Genomic DNA, 15,388 nt, shown 5'->3' on the forward strand with positions numbered 1-15,388 from the left:
GCCACGATCCTGCGTCCGTGAGCACCACGACCGCCGAGCACTCCGTCACGGTCGTCGTCCGCGGCTACGAGACCGACGCGAACGGCCACCTCAACCACGCCGTCTACCACCAGTACGGCGAGCACGGCCGGACCGAGACGCTCCGGGCGGCCGGGGTCGGGATCGCCCCGCTCGCCGCCGCGGGCCTGGGCCCGGTGATCCTCGAGACCACCGTCCGCTTCCTCGCCGAGCTGCGGGTCGGCGAGGAGGTCGAGGTGGTGACGGAGGTGCGGTTCGGCGCCGGGAAGTCGTTCCGGATGAACGCCGAGATCCGGCGTGGCGACACGGTGGCCGCGACGCTCACCGGGGTCATGGGGATGCTCGACCACGCGACCCGCCGGCTCGTCGCCGACCCGCGGGGCCGCCTGCGCGAGCACTCCGCCGACCCCGCGGCCTTCGACCGGATCTGCGGGGCCCCCCTTCAGGAGCCCGCCGGCTCGTAGCCCTCCGGCCAGTCGGAGAACCGGATGCGGGACTTGTCGAGGACCTGCCCGATGGTCGACCACTCGTTGCGCCCCAGGCGCGCGAGCGGCTTGAGGCGGTCGATCGCGGGGTGACCGTCGACGAGGACGTCGTCGGACACCGCCGCGTGGACCACCCGCCCGAAGACCACGGTCGAGTCGCCGAGCCGGACCGTCGAGTGCAGCGTGCACTCGAGCGCGACCGGCGACTGGGCGACGCGCGGCGGCCGCACCCGCGCCGAGGGCTCCTTGGCCAGCCCGACCTCGGCGAACTCGCCGCGCTCGCGGGGGAAGTCCGTCGCGGTCGCGTTGGCCTCCTCGAAGAGCCACTCCGGGACCAGCGACACCGTGAGCTCGCCCGTGTCCTCGGCGTTGGTCAGCGAGTCCTTCCGCCCGACCGAGGTGAACTGCACGACCGGCGGGTCGACGCAGGCGACAGTGAAGAACGAGTGGGGGGCGAGGTTGTCGACGCCGTCCGCCGACGTCGTCGACACCCACGCGATGGGCCGCGGCACGACGACGGCGTTGAGGAGCTTGTAGAAGGCGCGGGCGCCGAGCTCGGTGGGGTCGAAGTCGGTGCGCACGGCGGGCGGGCCTCCAGGGGTGGTTCTACGGGGTGGGGGTCTCCAGCGTGGTCTCCGCGGCGCCGCCCCGCGACCGGGTGGTCGTCACGGTGGTAGGCGTCGCGGTGGTAGCGCGGGTGGACGTGGCCTCCCCGGACTCGGTGGCGCGGGCCGACGTCGTCTCGTCGTCGTCGCCGGATCCGCTGGTCGTCGTGGTGGACGGCGCGGTGCCGAACACCTCGCCGATGCTCGTGCCCTGGCCGCCGGAGAGCGGCGAGCCCTTCACGCGCTCGATGCCGGTGACGACGACCATGGCGATGAGGAAGATCAGGATGCCGGTGGCGGCGAGCACCGCGACGCGCTTGCCGTTGCCCGAGCGCGCGGGCCGCGCGGTGAGCGCGACCGTCGGGTTCTCGTCGGGCGCCGGCTCGTCGGGCTCCCCGGCCGGCAGGACGCGGGTCCCGACGGGGGCCGGGGCCACCCGGGTGGCGTCGGCGGCGCCGCTGCCCATGACCGCGGTGGCCCCGTCGGCGGGACGGCCGGCGCGCGTGCGGTGGGCATCGATGCGGTTGCGGACGCGGTCGCGGGTGCGTTCGAGGGAGCGCTGGTAGATCGCCTCGCCGACGGTCGTCACGACCGAGGCGACGGCGGCCCCGGCGACGGTGCCGCCCGCGCCGCCGAGGAAGCCCCCCGCGGCGGCGGTGGTGACGGCCGCGAGGGCCTGGCCGGTGACGCGGACGCCGGAGAGACCGCCACCCCCGCCGGCGGGTGGGGTGGTGCCGTCGGCCGGAGGCACGGCCTGCGTCGGTTCCTCCGAAGGGGCCGGCGGCGGGCGACGCGGGGGTCCACCGGGCACGGGCCGACCGCCCTCGGGCGGGCGGGTCGCTCCGGGCGCCGGCGGACCTGCCCGGCCGGGAGGAGGAGCTGGGCGCCCGGGGTCGGGCCGTCCCGCACCCGGCCGTCCTGCACCGGGCGGTCCTGCACCGGGCGGTCCTGCCCCCGAGGGGCCGGTGCCGGGTGGACCGGCAGCGGGCGGACCCGGGCGGGCCGCCGGACGGTGCGCGCCCGAGCCGGAGGGGTCCGGCCGGGCTCCGCCCTCAGTCCCCCGAGCGTCGATGACGCCCACCCGAGCCGCGGAGCATGATCGGCCGGGACGCCCGCTCGGACGCCGCGGCGTCGTCGCCGCGGAAGGAACGCCGCTCGAGGCTCCGGTCGGCGCGACCGAAGCTACGCCGGACTTCGTCGTAAATCGGCGTCTGGGTCATGGCCCGACCCTACGACGGTCACCCATCGCGACCCGGCCCGCCCTGACCACTCCGACGGGGGGTTTGGCGAGGCCGTGACCAGGGACAACGACCCCGTCCGAGGGCGGAGGACCCACGCCGCGGCGCCGGAGTGGAACAGGAGGAACATCCGTTCCACGCCATCGGACGAACGATGTGACCCAACCGACACTCTGCGTCACACTCGGTCGCGTTCTCCGGTCGGCAGATGGGCACGGCGGTTCCCGGGGTGACGCTCAGACACCCGGGTGCGCAGGAGTGGGCCCGGCGCGGATGAGCGCGACGAGCCCGATGACGGTGACCGCCGCGCACAGCACCGCGAAGCCGGCCCCGGTCGCGCCGCCCTCGAAGCGCTCGTCGAGCACCACGATGCCGATGGTCCCGGCGACCACCGGGTCGATGGTCGTCTGGGTCGCGAGTGCCGCGTCGAGGCCGCCGTCGCGGTAGGCGGTCTGGAGCAGCAGCACGCCGATCACGGGCAGGACGACCACGGCGATCCCGGCGACGACGACGCCGGCCTCGAGCGGGCCGCGGTGCAACCCGTGCAGCACGGGACGCACCAGCCCGGAGGTCACCCCGGCGCACAGTCCGGCGCCCGCCGCGCGGGACACCGCCCGCCCGCGCCAGCCCAGCCGGTTGCCGACCAGGGCGATGAGCGCGAGCGCCACCGCCGCCACGACCGCCGTCACGACGAGCCCGCCCGACCCGGCCGGGCGGGTCTCGGCGTGGTGCGGGGCCAGGGTGAGCAGCCCGGCGAGCCCGGCCACCAGCACCGCGGCCGAGGCCCACTCCGCGCGGCGCACGGTGCGGTGCTCGAGCCGGGCGTCCAACGGCAGCGCGAGCACGAGCGCCAGCACCCCCACCGGCTGCACGAGGGTCACCGACCCCAGCCCGAGGGCCACGACGTGCACCGCGGCGCCGCACGCCATCGACCCGATCCCGGCCCACCACAGGGGCATCCGGACGAGGGCGGCGAAGAACTCCCGGCCGTCGCGGGGGTGGGTGCCCTCGTGGGCGGCCCGCGCGGCGGCCAGGCGCTGCAGCGCGGCGGCCAGCGCGTAGAGGAACGCCGAGCACAGTGCCAGCAGGACCGCGGCGACGGGGTGGGCCTCCAGCGGGGGCGCGGGGGGTCTCACGTGCCCGACCGCCCCACCGTGCCGCCTCCCGCGAACCGCGCCGACCGACCCGTCGTCGTCACCGACGACCGTACGGCGGGCGCGGCCGACGGGCGCATCCCCCCGCCCCCGCGCGCGGCCGACCCCGGCGGGTGACGTGGACGACACCGGCCGGCGTAGTCTAATGTACGGACATTCAACGAGCGGGAGGCGGGGGATGAGCGAGGGCGTGGACGCCCGCGAGGAGCAGCGCACGGCCGGGCCCGACGACGAGCACGAGCCCGACTACCGGTTCACGCTGGCCAACGAGCGGACCTTCCTCGCCTGGCTGCGCACCTCGCTCTCGCTGCTCGCGGCGGGGGTGGCCGTCGTCCAGCTGGTCCCCGCGTTCCCGCTGCCGGGCGCCCGGGCCCTCGCCGGGGCCCTGCTGGCCGTCCTCGCCGTGGTGGCGGCGGCCGCCGGGGTGCTGCGCTGGCGCTCGGTGGAGACCGCGATCCGCCGGGACCGCCCGCTGCCGCGCCAGCGCGTCCCGTGGGCCCTCGGGTCCGGCCTCGTCGTGCTCGCCCTCTTCGGGCTCGCGCTGATCGCGCTGCGGGGCGGGACGTGACCAGCCCGTCCGACGCGGGCCTGCAGGCCGAGCGCAGCGGGCTGGCGTGGAGCCGGACCTCGCTCGCCGTCGCCGCGAACGCGGTCCTGCTCGCCGCCCGCCAGCTCACCCACGCGCAGGTCTCGGTGGCCCTGGTCCCCGCGTCGATGGCGCTCCTGGTGGCGCTGGCCACCGCGGCGTACGGGGCGCACCGCACGCGGGTCCTGCGCCACGCCCCCCTGCCGCGTCCACTGGCGGCGCGGGGCGCTGTCCTGGCGCTGGGCTGGTCGGTGGTGGTCCTCGCGGTGGTGTCCGGCGTCGTCCTGGCCGTGGAGAGGTGAGCGAGGGCCCGCGCACCAGCCCGACCTCGGGTCAGGTCACCGCGCCCGCCCCGCCGGGCCCGGCGTCGGGACCCCGGCCGTCGCCCCGGGCACCGGGTCGCCGCCCTGTTCCACCGCCCGGCGGGCCTGCTCCGGGGTCAGGTAGTCGTCGGTGTGCTCGAACTCGGCCAGCCGCCCCGACGAGCGCGTGAGGAAGCCCAGCCGCACCGACGAGTTCCCCGTCGCGGCGTGCAGCGCCCAGTTGCCGGCCACCCGGGCCATCGCGACCGGCGCGCCCATCGCGGCGAGGTGGTAGCCGCGGGTCACGACCTGGGCGGGCCGCCCCGAGAGGTCCACGTGCAGTGGCTTGGCCACCGCGTCGGGACCGCCGAGGTCCACGACGAGGCCGAGGTCGCGGTGCCGGTAGCGGCGCAGCGGCCGGCCCCGCAGGCTCGCCACGACGTTGTCCGCCGCGACCGGGGCCTGCCGGGTCGCGTGCTGCGCGGTGGGTGGGCAGACCGCCCCGTCCCCGGCGGCGAGGTCGGGGACCGCGGCGCAGTCGCCGAGCGCGAACACCTCCGGGTGGCCGGGCACGGCGAGGTCGGCACCGACCACCAGCCGGCCCTTCTCGGTGTCCGCGCCGAGCCGGGAGACGAGCGGGTTCGGCGCCACCCCGGCCGTCCAGACGAGCGTGTTCGTCTCCAGGCGCCGGCCGTCGGAGAGCGTGACCGAGCAGTCGTCGGCGGAGGTCAGGCTGGTGCGCAGGTCGACGTGGACGCCGCGGTGGCGCAGCACCCGCAGCGTGTCCTCGCCCAGCCGCGGCCCGAGCTCGGGCATCAGCTGGGCGCCGTGCTGCACGAGGTGCCACTGCACCTGCGCGGGGTCGAGCCGGCGGAAGTGCCGCGTGAGGCCCGACGTCATCAGCTGCAGGTTGGCGGTGGTCTCGACCCCGGCGTAGCCCCCGCCGACGACGACGAACCGCAGCCGCCGCGCGCGCTCCTCGGGGTCGTCGCTCACGTTGGCCACCTCGAGCTCGCCCAGGACGTGGTCGCGCAGGAACTGGGCCTCGGCCAGCGTCTTCATCCCGCGCCCGTAGTCACGCAGGCCGGGGATGTCCATCGTCCTCGTGATGCTGCCGGGGGCGAGCACGAGGCGGTCGTAGCCGAGGATCTCGCGGCGGCCGGTGATGCTGGTCGACACGACGCAACGCCGGTCGAGGTCCACGCCGACGACGCGGCCGGGCACGAACGTGGTGCGGCGCAGGCGCCGGGCCAGCGACGCGGTCACCGCGGCCGGCGGGAGCACCCCGGCGGCGACCTGCGGGAGCAGCGGCAGGTAGAGCATGTAGTCCTCGGGGCAGACGAGGCGCACGTCGGCGTCCGGCATCCGGCGCTCGAGCCGGCGCGCCACGCCCAGCCCCGCGAACCCGCCCCCGACGACGACCACCCGGTCCGGCACGGCGTCCTCCTCCTCGGTGCTCCGGGGTCAGCGGACGAACGCGCTGTGCCCCGTCACGGCCTTCCCCACGATGAGAGTGTTCATCTCGCGGGTCCCCTCGTAGGAGTACAGCGCCTCGGCGTCGGCGAAGTACCGCGCGATGCCGTTGCCAACGATGATGCCGTTGCCGCCGACCACCTGGCGGCCGAGCGCGACCGTCTCGCGCATCCGGTCGGCGCAGAACTGCTTGGCCAGCGCCGAGTGCGCGTCCGACCCGCCGCCACCGTCGATCAGCTGCGCGTTGCGGGCCGCCATGCCCAGCGACGCGGTGGTGTTGCCGAGCATCTGGACCAGCGCGTCCTGGATCATCTGGAACCCCGCGATCGGGCGCCCGAACTGCTCGCGCTCCTGCGCGTAGGACAGCGCCAGCTCGTAGGCGGCCATCTGTACCCCGGTGCAGGCCCAGGAGGCGTTGCCGCGGGTGCGACGCAGCACCGCCCCGGCGTCGGCGAACGTGCCCTTGCCGCCGGAGAGCCGGTTCTCCTCGGGGACCCGGACGCCGTCGAGGGTGATGTCGGCGTTCTGGGTGATGCGCAGCGAGGTCTTGCCCTCGATCTTGGTGGTGGTCAGGCCCGCGGTCTCGCGGGGGACGACGAAGCCGCGCACGGCCCGGCCCTCCTCGCCGTCGGACACGTCACGCGCCCAGATCACGATGACGTCGGCGAAGGTGCCGTTGCCGATCCAGCGCTTGTGCCCGTCGATGACCCACGCGTCTCCCTCGCGCCGGGCCGTCGTCTCCATGCCGCCCGCGACGTCGGACCCGCCGTGCGGCTCGGTCAGCCCGAACGCGCCGAGCGTCTCCATCCGCGCCATCGGCGGCAGCCAGCGCTGCTTCTGCTCGGGGGTGCCGCAGGCGTCGATCGAGCCCATCGCGAGCCCGCAGTGCACCCCGAAGAAGCTGTTGGTCGAGGCGTCCACCCGCGCGATCTCGGCGTGCACGAACCCCATGAACACCCGCCGCGCCGGCTCGTCGGACCAGCCGGAGAGCCCGTAGGGCAGCCCGGCGAGGTCGAGGCCCGCGAAGCCGTCGACCAGCTGGTCCGGGAACGAGTCGCTGGCCCAGGCCTCGTCGACCACCGGCGCGACGTCGCTCGCCAGGTAGGCGCGCAGCCGGCGCAGGTGCTCGCGCTCGGCGTCGGTGAGCAGGTCCGCGTAGGCGTAGAAGTCCGCGAGGTGCGGCCCGTCGGGCTCGAGCGCCAGGTGCGGGCGCGGCAGCTCGTCGAACGGGTTCCGGACGGCCCCGGACTCCCCCGCCTCCTCGGGCGCGGGGGCGGAACGGTCGTCCTCGCTCGGGGGGCGGGAGTCGGTCGGCGCGGCCATGACCCGAGCCTCCCCCCGCCGTCGGGAGCCCGCCACGCGACCGCGGCGGTGATCGTGGTCCGAACCACCCGTGCGGGCGGCCCGGAGGAATTGCTTGTACTATTCAAGTGAAATCAGGGTGGTCCGGCGCGTACCGGGTGGCTGCCGTCCGTGCGGGCGAGCACAGTGGGCCCGGGCGGGATGCGAGCAGCCGGGAGACGTGTTGTCCCGACCGGGGCATCATCGGTGCGACCGGGTCATCAGCGGGGCGCGCGCCCGTCGTAGGCGATGGAGCGGCGGCTCGCGGGTGCACGGGCGACGGGACCGCCGCGCGCGCACCGGGTCAGGTCGGCGGCGCCGGACACGGAGCCGGCGGCCCCGAGGCACAGCGGAGGAGTGCGACGGTGGACGGACAGCAGCCGATCATGATCTTCGGTCGGGTGACGAGGGGGGACGGTGCGCCCCTCCCCGGGGCTGCGCTGACCCTCTGCGACCTCGCCGGTGACCAGCTCGACCGCACGGTGGCCGACGACGGCGGGCACTACCAGCTCGCGCCGTCCACCGGCGGCACCTTCCTGGTGATCTGCTCCTCGTCGACGCACCAGCCGAAGGCCTCCCTCGTCGCGGTGTCCGACCGCCCGCTGCGCCACGACGTGGCGCTCTCCGGCGGCGGCGCGGTCCTCGAGGGCACCGTCGGGACCGGGCGCGAGCAGGGTGTCGTCGGGACGGCGGGCGTGGTCCTCACGCTCACCGACGTCCGCGGCACCGTCGTCGCCGTCGCCCGCTCGAACGCCGACGGCACGTACCGCTTCGCCGACGTCGACGAGGGCTCTTACACGCTCACCGCCGCCGCGCCGGACACCACGCCGGTCGCCGAGACGGTGCAGATCCCGGCCGAGGGCCGTGTCACCCGCGACATCGCCCTCGCCACGCAGCTGCGCCTGACCGGCGTCGTGCGCTCGGCCTCGGGCGGCCGCCCGGTCGGTGAGGCGCTGGCCACGCTCGTGGGCTCCGACGGCAACGTCGTCGGAGCGGCCGTGACCGGCGACGACGGCACGTTCACCTTCCCCGAGGTCGCGCCCGGCACCTACACGATCACCGCCAGCGGGTACGCCCCCGTGGCCAGCGAGATCGAGGTCGGGACCGGCCGTCCCTCCGAGGTCACCCTCACCCTGACCCCGCCCGCCCTCGGCCCGGCCGACGGCCCCGCCTCCGACGGCTGGTCCGACGGCCACGACTGGTCCCAGGGCTTCGGCTCCGAGGACTTCGGCAGCGACGCGGTCCCGGCCGGCGCCTCCACCAACGGGCACAACGGCCGCCACGCCTCGGGCCCCGCCGGCGAGCACCCGGGCGCGGACGACCTCGGCTTCGACGCCGACGGCGGGCGCCGATGACGGCGACGCAGAACGGGGTCCAGCGGGTCAGCGGCCGGGCCGTCACGAGCGACGGCTGGCCGGTGCCGTTCGCGGTCGTCACGATCATCGACGCGGCCGGGCAGCAGATCGGCGGCACGCCGGTCGGCGACGACGGGTCGTTCGTGGTCGACGACCTCCCCGCCGGCCCGTGCACCGTCATCACCTCCGCGGTCGGTCACACCCCGGCGGCGCGCCCGGTCGGGGGTGCCGGCTTCGGCGAGCTCGGGCGGGTCGTGCTGACCCGCACCGGCGCCCTCGAGCTGCCCGCCCCGGGCCGCTGGGAGATCGACCCGGTGCACTCCCGGATCTCCGCCTCGGCGTTCCACCTCGGGATCACGAAGGTGCACGGCCGGTTGCGCACCTTCACCGGGCACATCGACATGGGGCCGGACCTGGCCGCGACGCGGGTCTCGGCGGCGATCGAGGCCGCGAGCGTCGACACCGACGACGAGCGCCGCGACGAGCACCTGCGCGCCCCGGACTTCCTCGACGTGCTCCGGTTCACCGAGATCCGGTTCGACTCCACCGAGATCGCGCAGCACACCGCCGACCACTGGACGATGTTCGGCGACCTGCGCCTCAAGGGCATGGCCAACCGGGTGGCCCTCGACGTCGTCTACCACGGCGCGGGCCCCGATCTCTGGGGTGGCGAGCGGGCCGGCTTCTCGGCCACCACGCAGCTCTCCCGCGACGACTTCGACATCTCGTGGAACCAGTCGGTCATCGCCGGCATCTTCGCGATCGGCCGCACGCTGCGGATCGAGATCGACATCGAGGCGGTGCGGCTCCCCGGCTGAGCCGGGCTCGGTGCTGCGCCGCGCGAGCGGCTGACGGTGTGCGCCGCGCACCCAACCCGCGTCCGCCGGCATCCGGGTTCCGACCGCACCGACGGAGCGGCCGGCTGAGGCGAGAGCCGCGGCGGCGGAGGCGCCAAGGGCCTCGGCGCCGCCGCGAGGGAGTCACCATGCGTCGATCGGATCTCCACCGACCGCGCAGCGACTCCCTGATCATCGATCCACGCCGAGTGGGTGTTCGGCGCCCAACCGACGTTCGGTTCCGCCCGCACCGACGCGCGGCGCACACAACCGTGTCGGCTCTCGAAGAAGGAGTCACCACACGGCATCCGGATCTCCACCGACCGGCCAGCGACTCCCTGATCTTCGGCCCGGCCGGCTGAGATGTGTGCGCGGCGCGTCGGTTCTCCCAGACCCGATCGACGCGCGACCCGCGGTGTGTGTGCGGCGCGTCGGTCACCGAGGGCACCACCGACACCCGAGCGACCGGCCCGGAACGCGGACGCGCCCCGAGCCCCGGTCGGCGCCGAGGGAGGGGGAAGCGCAGACCGGGACGACCTCAGGACCGCCCGGCCGCCCGCCGGTCCAGCACGAGGTCGAGATCGACCGGCACCGTGCTCACCGACACCTGCGTCGCCCGCGGAGCCACGGAACCGTCGGAACCCTGGGGCGTGGCGATGACGAGGAAGTCGCCCGGGGTCGGGGGCTCGAGCCGGAAGTGGCCGTCGTCGTCGGAGAGGGCCCGGCCGGCCTGGCGGCCCGCGCGGTCGACCAGGGTGAGGACGGCCGGCGTCGGGGTCGCGTCCGGTCCGAGCACGCGGCCCTGCAGCACGCGACCCGACACCGCCGTGCCGTTCCCCGCGCCGTTCCCGTACCCGTCCGACGACGCGCCGACCGCGGCGGGCGTGCGCTCGGGAGCGGTCACCGCGGCCTGGGCGACCGGGGCGCCGTCGACGACGTCGCCGGTCGCGCCGACCGCCGCCGGCTCCTGGTAGGCGTACTTGCCGCCGCGCAGCAGCGAGGCGAACGCGGCGACCACGCAGCAGGCGGCCGCGAAGACGAGCGCGAACGTCAGGCCGTCACCGAACGGCCCGGAGATCAGCGACGGGAAGAACGAGCGGCCCGTGAGGTACTGGGCCTGCGCCGGGCCGACCTGCGCGAGGATCTGCGGGCCGAGCAGCGTCTGCATCGGGTTGTAGCCGAGCAGGGAGGCGAAGAGCGTGCTGACCGGTGGCAGCTCGGAGATGCGCTGGGCGGCGTCGGCCGGGACCCCGTGGGCGAGCAGGCCGCCGCGCAGCGCCTGGGGCAGCGAGCTCGACAGCCCGAGGATCAGCATCGAGAAGAAGATGCCGATCGAGAGCACCGTCGCGGCGTTCTGGAACGTCGAGGTCATGCCGGCCGCGGCACCGCGCTGGCGGGGCGGCACCGAGTTCATGATCGCGGCCCGGTTGGGCGAGGAGAACAGGCCCATCGACAGGCCGTTGACCGCGAGGATGATCGCGAAGCCCCAGTAGGCGAAGTCGACCGGCAGGAACTTCAGGAGCAGGAAGCTCACGGCCGCGCCGACCATGCCGATCGTGGCGTAGGCGCGGGCACCGTGGCGGTCGGAGAGGACGCCCGAGATCGGTCCGGCCACGAGGAAGCCGATGGTCAGCGGCACCATGTAGATGCCGGCCCACAGCGGCGTCGACTCGTAGTCGTAGCCGTGCTGGGGCAACCAGATGCCCTGCAGCCAGATGATCAGGATGAACTGCAGACCGCCGCGTCCGAGCGCGGCGAGCAGGCTCGCGATGTTGCCGGCCGTGAACGCGCGGATCCGGAACAGCGACAGGTGGAACATCGGCTCCGCGACCTTCGTCTCGATCACCGCGAAGATCCCGAGCACGACGATGCCGCCGATGAGCAGACCGAGCACCATCGGGCTCGTCCAGCCCATGACGTGGCCGCCGTAGGGCTGGATGCCGTAGGTGATGCCCATGAGCACCGCGACGAGGCCGACGGCGAAGGTGATGTTGCCCCACCAGTCGATGCGCGCCGCGTGCCGCTCGCCGGCCTCCTTGAGCTTGAAGTAGGCCCACACGGTGCCGAAGACGCCGATCGGGACGCTGACGACGAACACGAGGTGCCAGCTGATCGGGGCGAGCACGCCGCCGATGACCAGGCCGATGAACGAGCCGGCGATGGCCGCGATCGAGTTGATGCCGAGGGCGAGGCCGCGCTGGTGGGTCGGGAAGGCGTCGGTGAGGATCGCCGTCGAGTTCGCGAGCAGCAGCGCGCCGCCGATCCCCTGCAGGACGCGCATGATGATCAGCCACAGCGCGCCCGCGTCGCCCTGCAGCCAGGTGACGGCCAGCAGGATCGAGAAGAACGTGAAGACCGCGAACCCGAGGTTGTACATCCGGGTGCGGCCGTACATGTCGCCGATGCGCCCGAAGCTCACGACGAGGACCGCCGTGACCACGAGGTACCCCATGATCAGCCACAGCAGGTAGCTGATGTTCGACGCCGCCAGCGGGTCGATGTCGATGCCGCGGAAGATGTCCGGCAGCGCGATCAGCAGGATCGACATGTTGATCGTCACGATCAGCACGCCGAGCGTCGTGTTCGACAGCGCCACCCACTTGTAGCGGTCGGACCGCTGCCGCCCGGCGCCCGGTGCGGTCGGTGCCGTCGTCGTCACGCGACCCCTCCCCCTCGTTGTTAGCCTACGCAAGTACATCCTACGCCGAGCGGGTCACCGCGGCGTCGTGAGAGGCCGCGGCGTGCGCCGAGCGGGGCCGTACCGGGCTCAGGAGCCCGCGGGGACCAGCACCGGGAGTACCCGCTGGGCGAGGTCGACGAGCACCGACCGCGCCTGGTCGGCCGAGAGCGACCCGCGGTTGAGCGCGAGGCTCACGGTCACCCGCCGGTAGGCCACCACGAGGATCGGCCCGTCGGGGTCGGAGAAGAAGGTGCCCGCGGCGGCGCCGATCGGGGTGTCGACGCCGTTCACGCCCGAGCGCTGCTCGACCTGGTTGTTGACCGCCACCTGGGCCTGCGCGGCCTCCGGGGTGGTGTAGCCGCTGGCGAGCATCTTGAGGACCTGCGAGCCCTGCGACGGGGCGCCCGCCCCGCCGGTGGAGGTGTAGGTGCAGGTGACCCGCTCGAGGCGCCCGACCGACGGCGCCGGGACGTCACGCAGCGCCCGGACGTCGATCGACCCGATCGGCAGCCCGAGCAGGTTCGGCAGCTCGTCCTTGGAGAGGATCTGGTTGCAGTCGGTCGGGATGAGCGTCGAGCGCGGCGCGGGGGTCGACGTCGGGGCGGCGGCACCCGGACCCGGGAAGGTCGGGATGGGCGGCGTCGTCAGCTCCGGGGTGGACGAGCACCCCGCGAGCAGCGCGGACAGCGCCAGCACCGCCACGACCGACCCCGTCGCCGCCCGCCGTCGTCCCGCTCGTCCCCGCACCCTCGTCCCCTCGGCCGCCCCGCCCTGTGGGCGCCCACGGTAGTGGGCGCGGGTGGGCGGGTCCGCGCGCCGCCACGGCGTGCGTCGCGCGTCAGTCGTCGGGGATCTCCGCCAGCACCCGCTGCGCCACCCCGAACGCCCGGTTGGCCGCCGGGACCCCGGCGTACACCCCGACCTGCAGGAGGACCTCGCGGATCTCCTCGCGGGTGAGCCCGTTGCGCAGCGCGGCCCGCACGTGCATGGCGAGCTCGCCGTCGTGGTGCAGCGCCGCGAGCACCGAGAGGGTGACGATGCTGCGCTGCCGCCGGTCGAGGCCCGGCCGGTTCCAGATGCCGTCCCAGGCGTAGCGGGTGATGAAGGCCTGGAAGTCGGCGGTGGTGTCGTCGACGGCCGCCAGCGCGCGGTCGACGTGCTCGTCGCCGAGGACCTCGCGGCGGGTCGCGAGGCCTGCGGGGTCGAGGTCGGGGGTCTCGGTCACGAGGGTGCTCCTCACCGGTGGCGGGCGTCCAGGAAGGCGTCGACGAGCTCGACGGCCTCGCCGACGTGCGACGACGGGTCCAGCGCGGCGTCGATCTCGGCGCGGGTGACGTCGGTGCCGGCGAGGGCGTCGGCCAGGACGTCGGCGAACGGCCGGTCCTCGTCGAGGCTCCGCGCCGCGGCCGCCGTGACCAGGCCCTTCGGGTCCCCGACGCGACCGCGCAGCGTCGTCGTGACGTTCTCGGCCAGGAGCAGGCCCCCGGTGACGTCGAGGGAGGCGGCGACGTGGGCCGGGTCCAGCGCGAGGTGGCCCAGGGAGTCCGCGAGCCAGGCGGCCCCGGACCCGACCGTGCGCAGCAGCTCCGCCGTCGGGCGCCACTCGGCGTGCCAGGGCCCGGCGGCGCGCTCGTACTCGTGGCCCGAGGCGGCCGTGAGCAGGGCGGCGACGAGCCCGGGCACGGCGATCGCCGCCGCGCGGGCGGAGATCGCGGCGACGGGGTTGCGCTTGTGGGGCAGCGTCGACGAGCCGCCCCTCCCGGGGACGTCCTCGCGGACCTCTCCGACCTCGGTCTGGGCCAGCAGCACCAGGTCCGTCGCGACCGACCCGACGGCGGCGCCCGCCCGGCCGAGGAGCCCGGCCAGTTCGGCGACCCGGCCGCGCTCGGCGTGCCACGCCAGGGCCGGCTCGGCGAGGTCGAGCCGCCGGGCGAGAGCCGCGCGCACCGCGCGGCCGCGGCCGGCGAACGCGGCGAGCGTCCCGACCGCCCCGCCGAGCTGGACCGCCGGGCGCCACGCCCGGAGGGCCCGCACGGCGTCGTCGAGGCCGCTCGCCCACCCTGCCGCGCGCAGCCCGACGGTGACCGGGGCGGCCTGCTGGAGCAGGGTGCGGCCGGCGGCGGCGCGGTCGCGGTGGATCCGGGCGAGGTCGGCCGCGGCGTCGGCCGCGGTCGTGAGGTCGGCGGTGACGACGGCGAGGGCCCGCCGGGTGACGAGGACGCTCGCGGTGTCCACGACGTCCTGGCTGGTGGCGCCGCGGTGGACCGCCGCCGCGGCCTCGTCGCCGGCCTCGGCGCGGACGGCCTCGCGCAGGGCTGCGACCAGCGGGACGACGGGGTTGCCGGCGGCCGCGGCGTCGACGGCGACCTCGGCCACGTCGAACCGCTCGGGCCGGCACGCCGCCGCGACCGCCTCGGCCGCGGCGGCGTCGAGCCCGCCCGCCTCGGCGGTCGCGTGGGCGAGGGCGGCCTCGACGTCGAGCATCGCGGCGACCCAGGCGGCGTCCGCGACGGCGTCCCGGACGCCGCCGCGGGCGAGGATCTCGTCGAACAGGCCGACGGAGCCGGAGCGCAGCGGGGCTCGACCATCGACGGGGCTCATCGGCGCATCATCGCGCGCCGGGTGCCCGGGCCGCCCAGAGCGCTTCCGCTCAGGCGAACTCCTTGAGCAGCGTCGAACAGAACGCGTCGAGGTCGTGCGGGTTCCGGCTGGTGATCAGGCCCTGGTCGACGACGACCTCCTCGTCGACGACGGTGCCGCCGGCGTTGCGGATGTCGGTGCGCAGGCTCGGGAACGACGTGAGGCGCTTCCCGCGCACGAGGTCGGCCTCCACCAGCGTCCACGGCGCGTGGCAGATCGCGGCGATCGGCTTGCCGGCCGCCGCGACCGCCTGGACGAACGCGATGACGTCGCCGTTCTGGCGCAGCGTGTCCGGGTTGCAGGTGCCGCCGGTCAGGATCAGCGCGTCGAAGTCGTCGGCCGAGACGTCGGCGATCGCGGCGTCCACCGGGAACGTGTCGGCCGGGTTGATGTCGCCGTTCATCGCCTGGATCTCGCCGGTGTCAATCGAGATCAGCGTGGTCGTGGCGCCCGCGTCGTCGGCGGTCTGACGCGGCTGGGTCAGCTCGACCTGCTCGACGCCGCTCGCCGCGAGGATCGCGACGCGCTTGCCCGAGAGTTCGTTCGCCATGACGGGTGTCTCCTCACCGGGGGTGGCTGCGATGGCTCGGGCGGGTGCCCGGGTCCCGGCCGGCCCGAAACGGCGCCGGCGCACGTCAGCGAGGGTCCACCCCGACATCGGGTGTCAGCGGGGGA

16 protein-coding genes are annotated in these 15,388 nt (G+C 75.4%); 6 read left to right on the top strand and 10 right to left on the bottom strand.

Annotated features, from left to right (window positions below):
• The first annotated feature begins 17 nt into the window (after positions 1 to 17).
• Positions 18 to 482 (top strand): thioesterase family protein, encoded by a 465-nt coding sequence (locus tag HH311_RS04995; RefSeq protein WP_169182382.1) that lies wholly within the window; start codon positions 18 to 20, stop codon positions 480 to 482.
• Here the strand turns inward: HH311_RS04995 and HH311_RS05000 are convergent.
• From HH311_RS05000 to HH311_RS05010, 3 genes are all read right to left on the bottom strand, one after another.
• Complete coding sequence (locus HH311_RS05000) at positions 461 to 1,084, bottom strand: flavin reductase family protein (protein ID WP_169182383.1); 624 nt, start codon at positions 1,082 to 1,084, stop codon at positions 461 to 463. The two genes, HH311_RS04995 and HH311_RS05000, sit on opposite strands and share 22 nt — an antisense overlap.
• Before the next feature lie 25 nt (positions 1,085 to 1,109).
• On the bottom strand, positions 1,110 to 1,859 hold the full coding sequence (locus HH311_RS05005) for a hypothetical protein (protein WP_169182384.1): 750 nt from the start codon (positions 1,857 to 1,859) through the stop codon (positions 1,110 to 1,112).
• A 723-nt stretch (positions 1,860 to 2,582) separates the two neighbouring features.
• Complete coding sequence (locus tag HH311_RS05010; RefSeq protein WP_169182385.1) at positions 2,583 to 3,482, bottom strand: DMT family transporter; 900 nt, start codon at positions 3,480 to 3,482, stop codon at positions 2,583 to 2,585.
• On the opposite strand from HH311_RS05010, the gene HH311_RS32520 reads away from it, so the two are divergent.
• The 3 genes from HH311_RS32520 to HH311_RS05020 all read left to right on the top strand — a co-directional run bounded on the left by HH311_RS32520 (position 3,483) and on the right by HH311_RS05020 (position 4,388).
• Positions 3,483 to 3,617, top strand: coding sequence for a hypothetical protein (locus HH311_RS32520; RefSeq protein ID WP_282439455.1), 135 nt, complete (start codon positions 3,483 to 3,485; stop codon positions 3,615 to 3,617). It abuts the gene before it with no gap.
• Between the two features lie 61 nt (positions 3,618 to 3,678).
• Positions 3,679 to 4,068, top strand: a complete 390-nt coding sequence (locus tag HH311_RS05015) for a YidH family protein (protein WP_169182386.1) — start codon at positions 3,679 to 3,681, stop codon at positions 4,066 to 4,068.
• Complete coding sequence (locus tag HH311_RS05020; RefSeq protein WP_169182387.1) at positions 4,065 to 4,388, top strand: DUF202 domain-containing protein; 324 nt, start codon at positions 4,065 to 4,067, stop codon at positions 4,386 to 4,388. The genes HH311_RS05015 and HH311_RS05020 overlap by 4 nt, the downstream gene beginning before the upstream one ends.
• A gap of 36 nt (positions 4,389 to 4,424) precedes the next feature.
• Here HH311_RS05020 and HH311_RS05025 read toward each other — a convergent pair whose 3' ends face one another.
• Positions 4,425 to 5,825, bottom strand: coding sequence for an FAD-dependent oxidoreductase (locus tag HH311_RS05025; RefSeq protein ID WP_169182388.1), 1,401 nt, complete (start codon positions 5,823 to 5,825; stop codon positions 4,425 to 4,427).
• 27 nt (positions 5,826 to 5,852) lie between these two features.
• Positions 5,853 to 7,184 carry an acyl-CoA dehydrogenase family protein gene (locus HH311_RS05030; protein ID WP_169182389.1) on the bottom strand — a complete coding sequence of 444 codons (1,332 nt, stop codon included), beginning with the start codon at positions 7,182 to 7,184 and terminating at the stop codon, positions 5,853 to 5,855.
• Between the two features lie 383 nt (positions 7,185 to 7,567).
• Here HH311_RS05030 and HH311_RS05035 point away from each other — a divergent pair, with 383 nt between their 5' ends.
• Positions 7,568 to 8,557 (top strand): collagen binding domain-containing protein, encoded by a 990-nt coding sequence (locus tag HH311_RS05035; protein WP_169182390.1) that lies wholly within the window; start codon positions 7,568 to 7,570, stop codon positions 8,555 to 8,557.
• Entirely contained in the window at positions 8,554 to 9,375 is an 822-nt protein-coding gene (locus HH311_RS05040; RefSeq protein WP_169182391.1) for a YceI family protein, read from the top strand. The genes HH311_RS05035 and HH311_RS05040 overlap by 4 nt, the downstream gene beginning before the upstream one ends.
• A gap of 556 nt (positions 9,376 to 9,931) precedes the next feature.
• On the opposite strand, the gene HH311_RS05045 is transcribed toward HH311_RS05040, so the two are convergent.
• The 5 genes from HH311_RS05045 to HH311_RS05065 form a co-directional block, all read right to left on the bottom strand.
• Entirely contained in the window at positions 9,932 to 11,941 is a 2,010-nt protein-coding gene (locus HH311_RS05045; protein ID WP_396027424.1) for an MFS transporter, read from the bottom strand.
• Positions 11,942 to 12,160: 219 nt separating this feature from the next.
• Complete coding sequence (locus tag HH311_RS05050; protein ID WP_169182393.1) at positions 12,161 to 12,820, bottom strand: hypothetical protein; 660 nt, start codon at positions 12,818 to 12,820, stop codon at positions 12,161 to 12,163.
• 91 nt (positions 12,821 to 12,911) lie between these two features.
• Complete coding sequence (gene pcaC, locus HH311_RS05055; RefSeq protein WP_169182394.1) at positions 12,912 to 13,298, bottom strand: 4-carboxymuconolactone decarboxylase; 387 nt, start codon at positions 13,296 to 13,298, stop codon at positions 12,912 to 12,914.
• Between the two features lie 11 nt (positions 13,299 to 13,309).
• A complete protein-coding gene (locus tag HH311_RS05060; protein WP_169182395.1) occupies positions 13,310 to 14,674 on the bottom strand; it encodes a lyase family protein in 1,365 nt (454 codons plus the stop codon).
• A 49-nt stretch (positions 14,675 to 14,723) separates the two neighbouring features.
• Positions 14,724 to 15,263 carry a type 1 glutamine amidotransferase domain-containing protein gene (locus tag HH311_RS05065; protein WP_169182396.1) on the bottom strand — a complete coding sequence of 180 codons (540 nt, stop codon included), beginning with the start codon at positions 15,261 to 15,263 and terminating at the stop codon, positions 14,724 to 14,726.
• Positions 15,264 to 15,388 lie beyond the last annotated feature (125 nt).

This window comes from Actinomycetospora sp. TBRC 11914, from assembly GCF_012933465.1.
Classification (GTDB): domain Bacteria; phylum Actinomycetota; class Actinomycetes; order Mycobacteriales; family Pseudonocardiaceae; genus Actinomycetospora.

Excerpts from the sequence above, each read along its gene's own strand:
- HH311_RS05015 (WP_169182386.1), top strand. The coding sequence starts at position 3,679 with ATGAGCGAGGGCGTGGACGCCCGCGAGGAGCAGCGCACGGCCGGGCCC.
- HH311_RS05040 (WP_169182391.1), top strand. The coding sequence starts at position 8,554 with ATGACGGCGACGCAGAACGGGGTCCAGCGGGTCAGCGGCCGGGCCGTC.
- HH311_RS05060 (WP_169182395.1), bottom strand. The coding sequence starts at position 14,674 with ATGAGCCCCGTCGATGGTCGAGCCCCGCTGCGCTCCGGCTCCGTCGGC.
- HH311_RS05030 (WP_169182389.1), bottom strand. The coding sequence starts at position 7,184 with ATGGCCGCGCCGACCGACTCCCGCCCCCCGAGCGAGGACGACCGTTCC.
- HH311_RS05045 (WP_396027424.1), bottom strand. The coding sequence starts at position 11,941 with ATGTCGATCCTGCTGATCGCGCTGCCGGACATCTTCCGCGGCATCGAC.
- HH311_RS05065 (WP_169182396.1), bottom strand. The coding sequence starts at position 15,263 with ATGGCGAACGAACTCTCGGGCAAGCGCGTCGCGATCCTCGCGGCGAGC.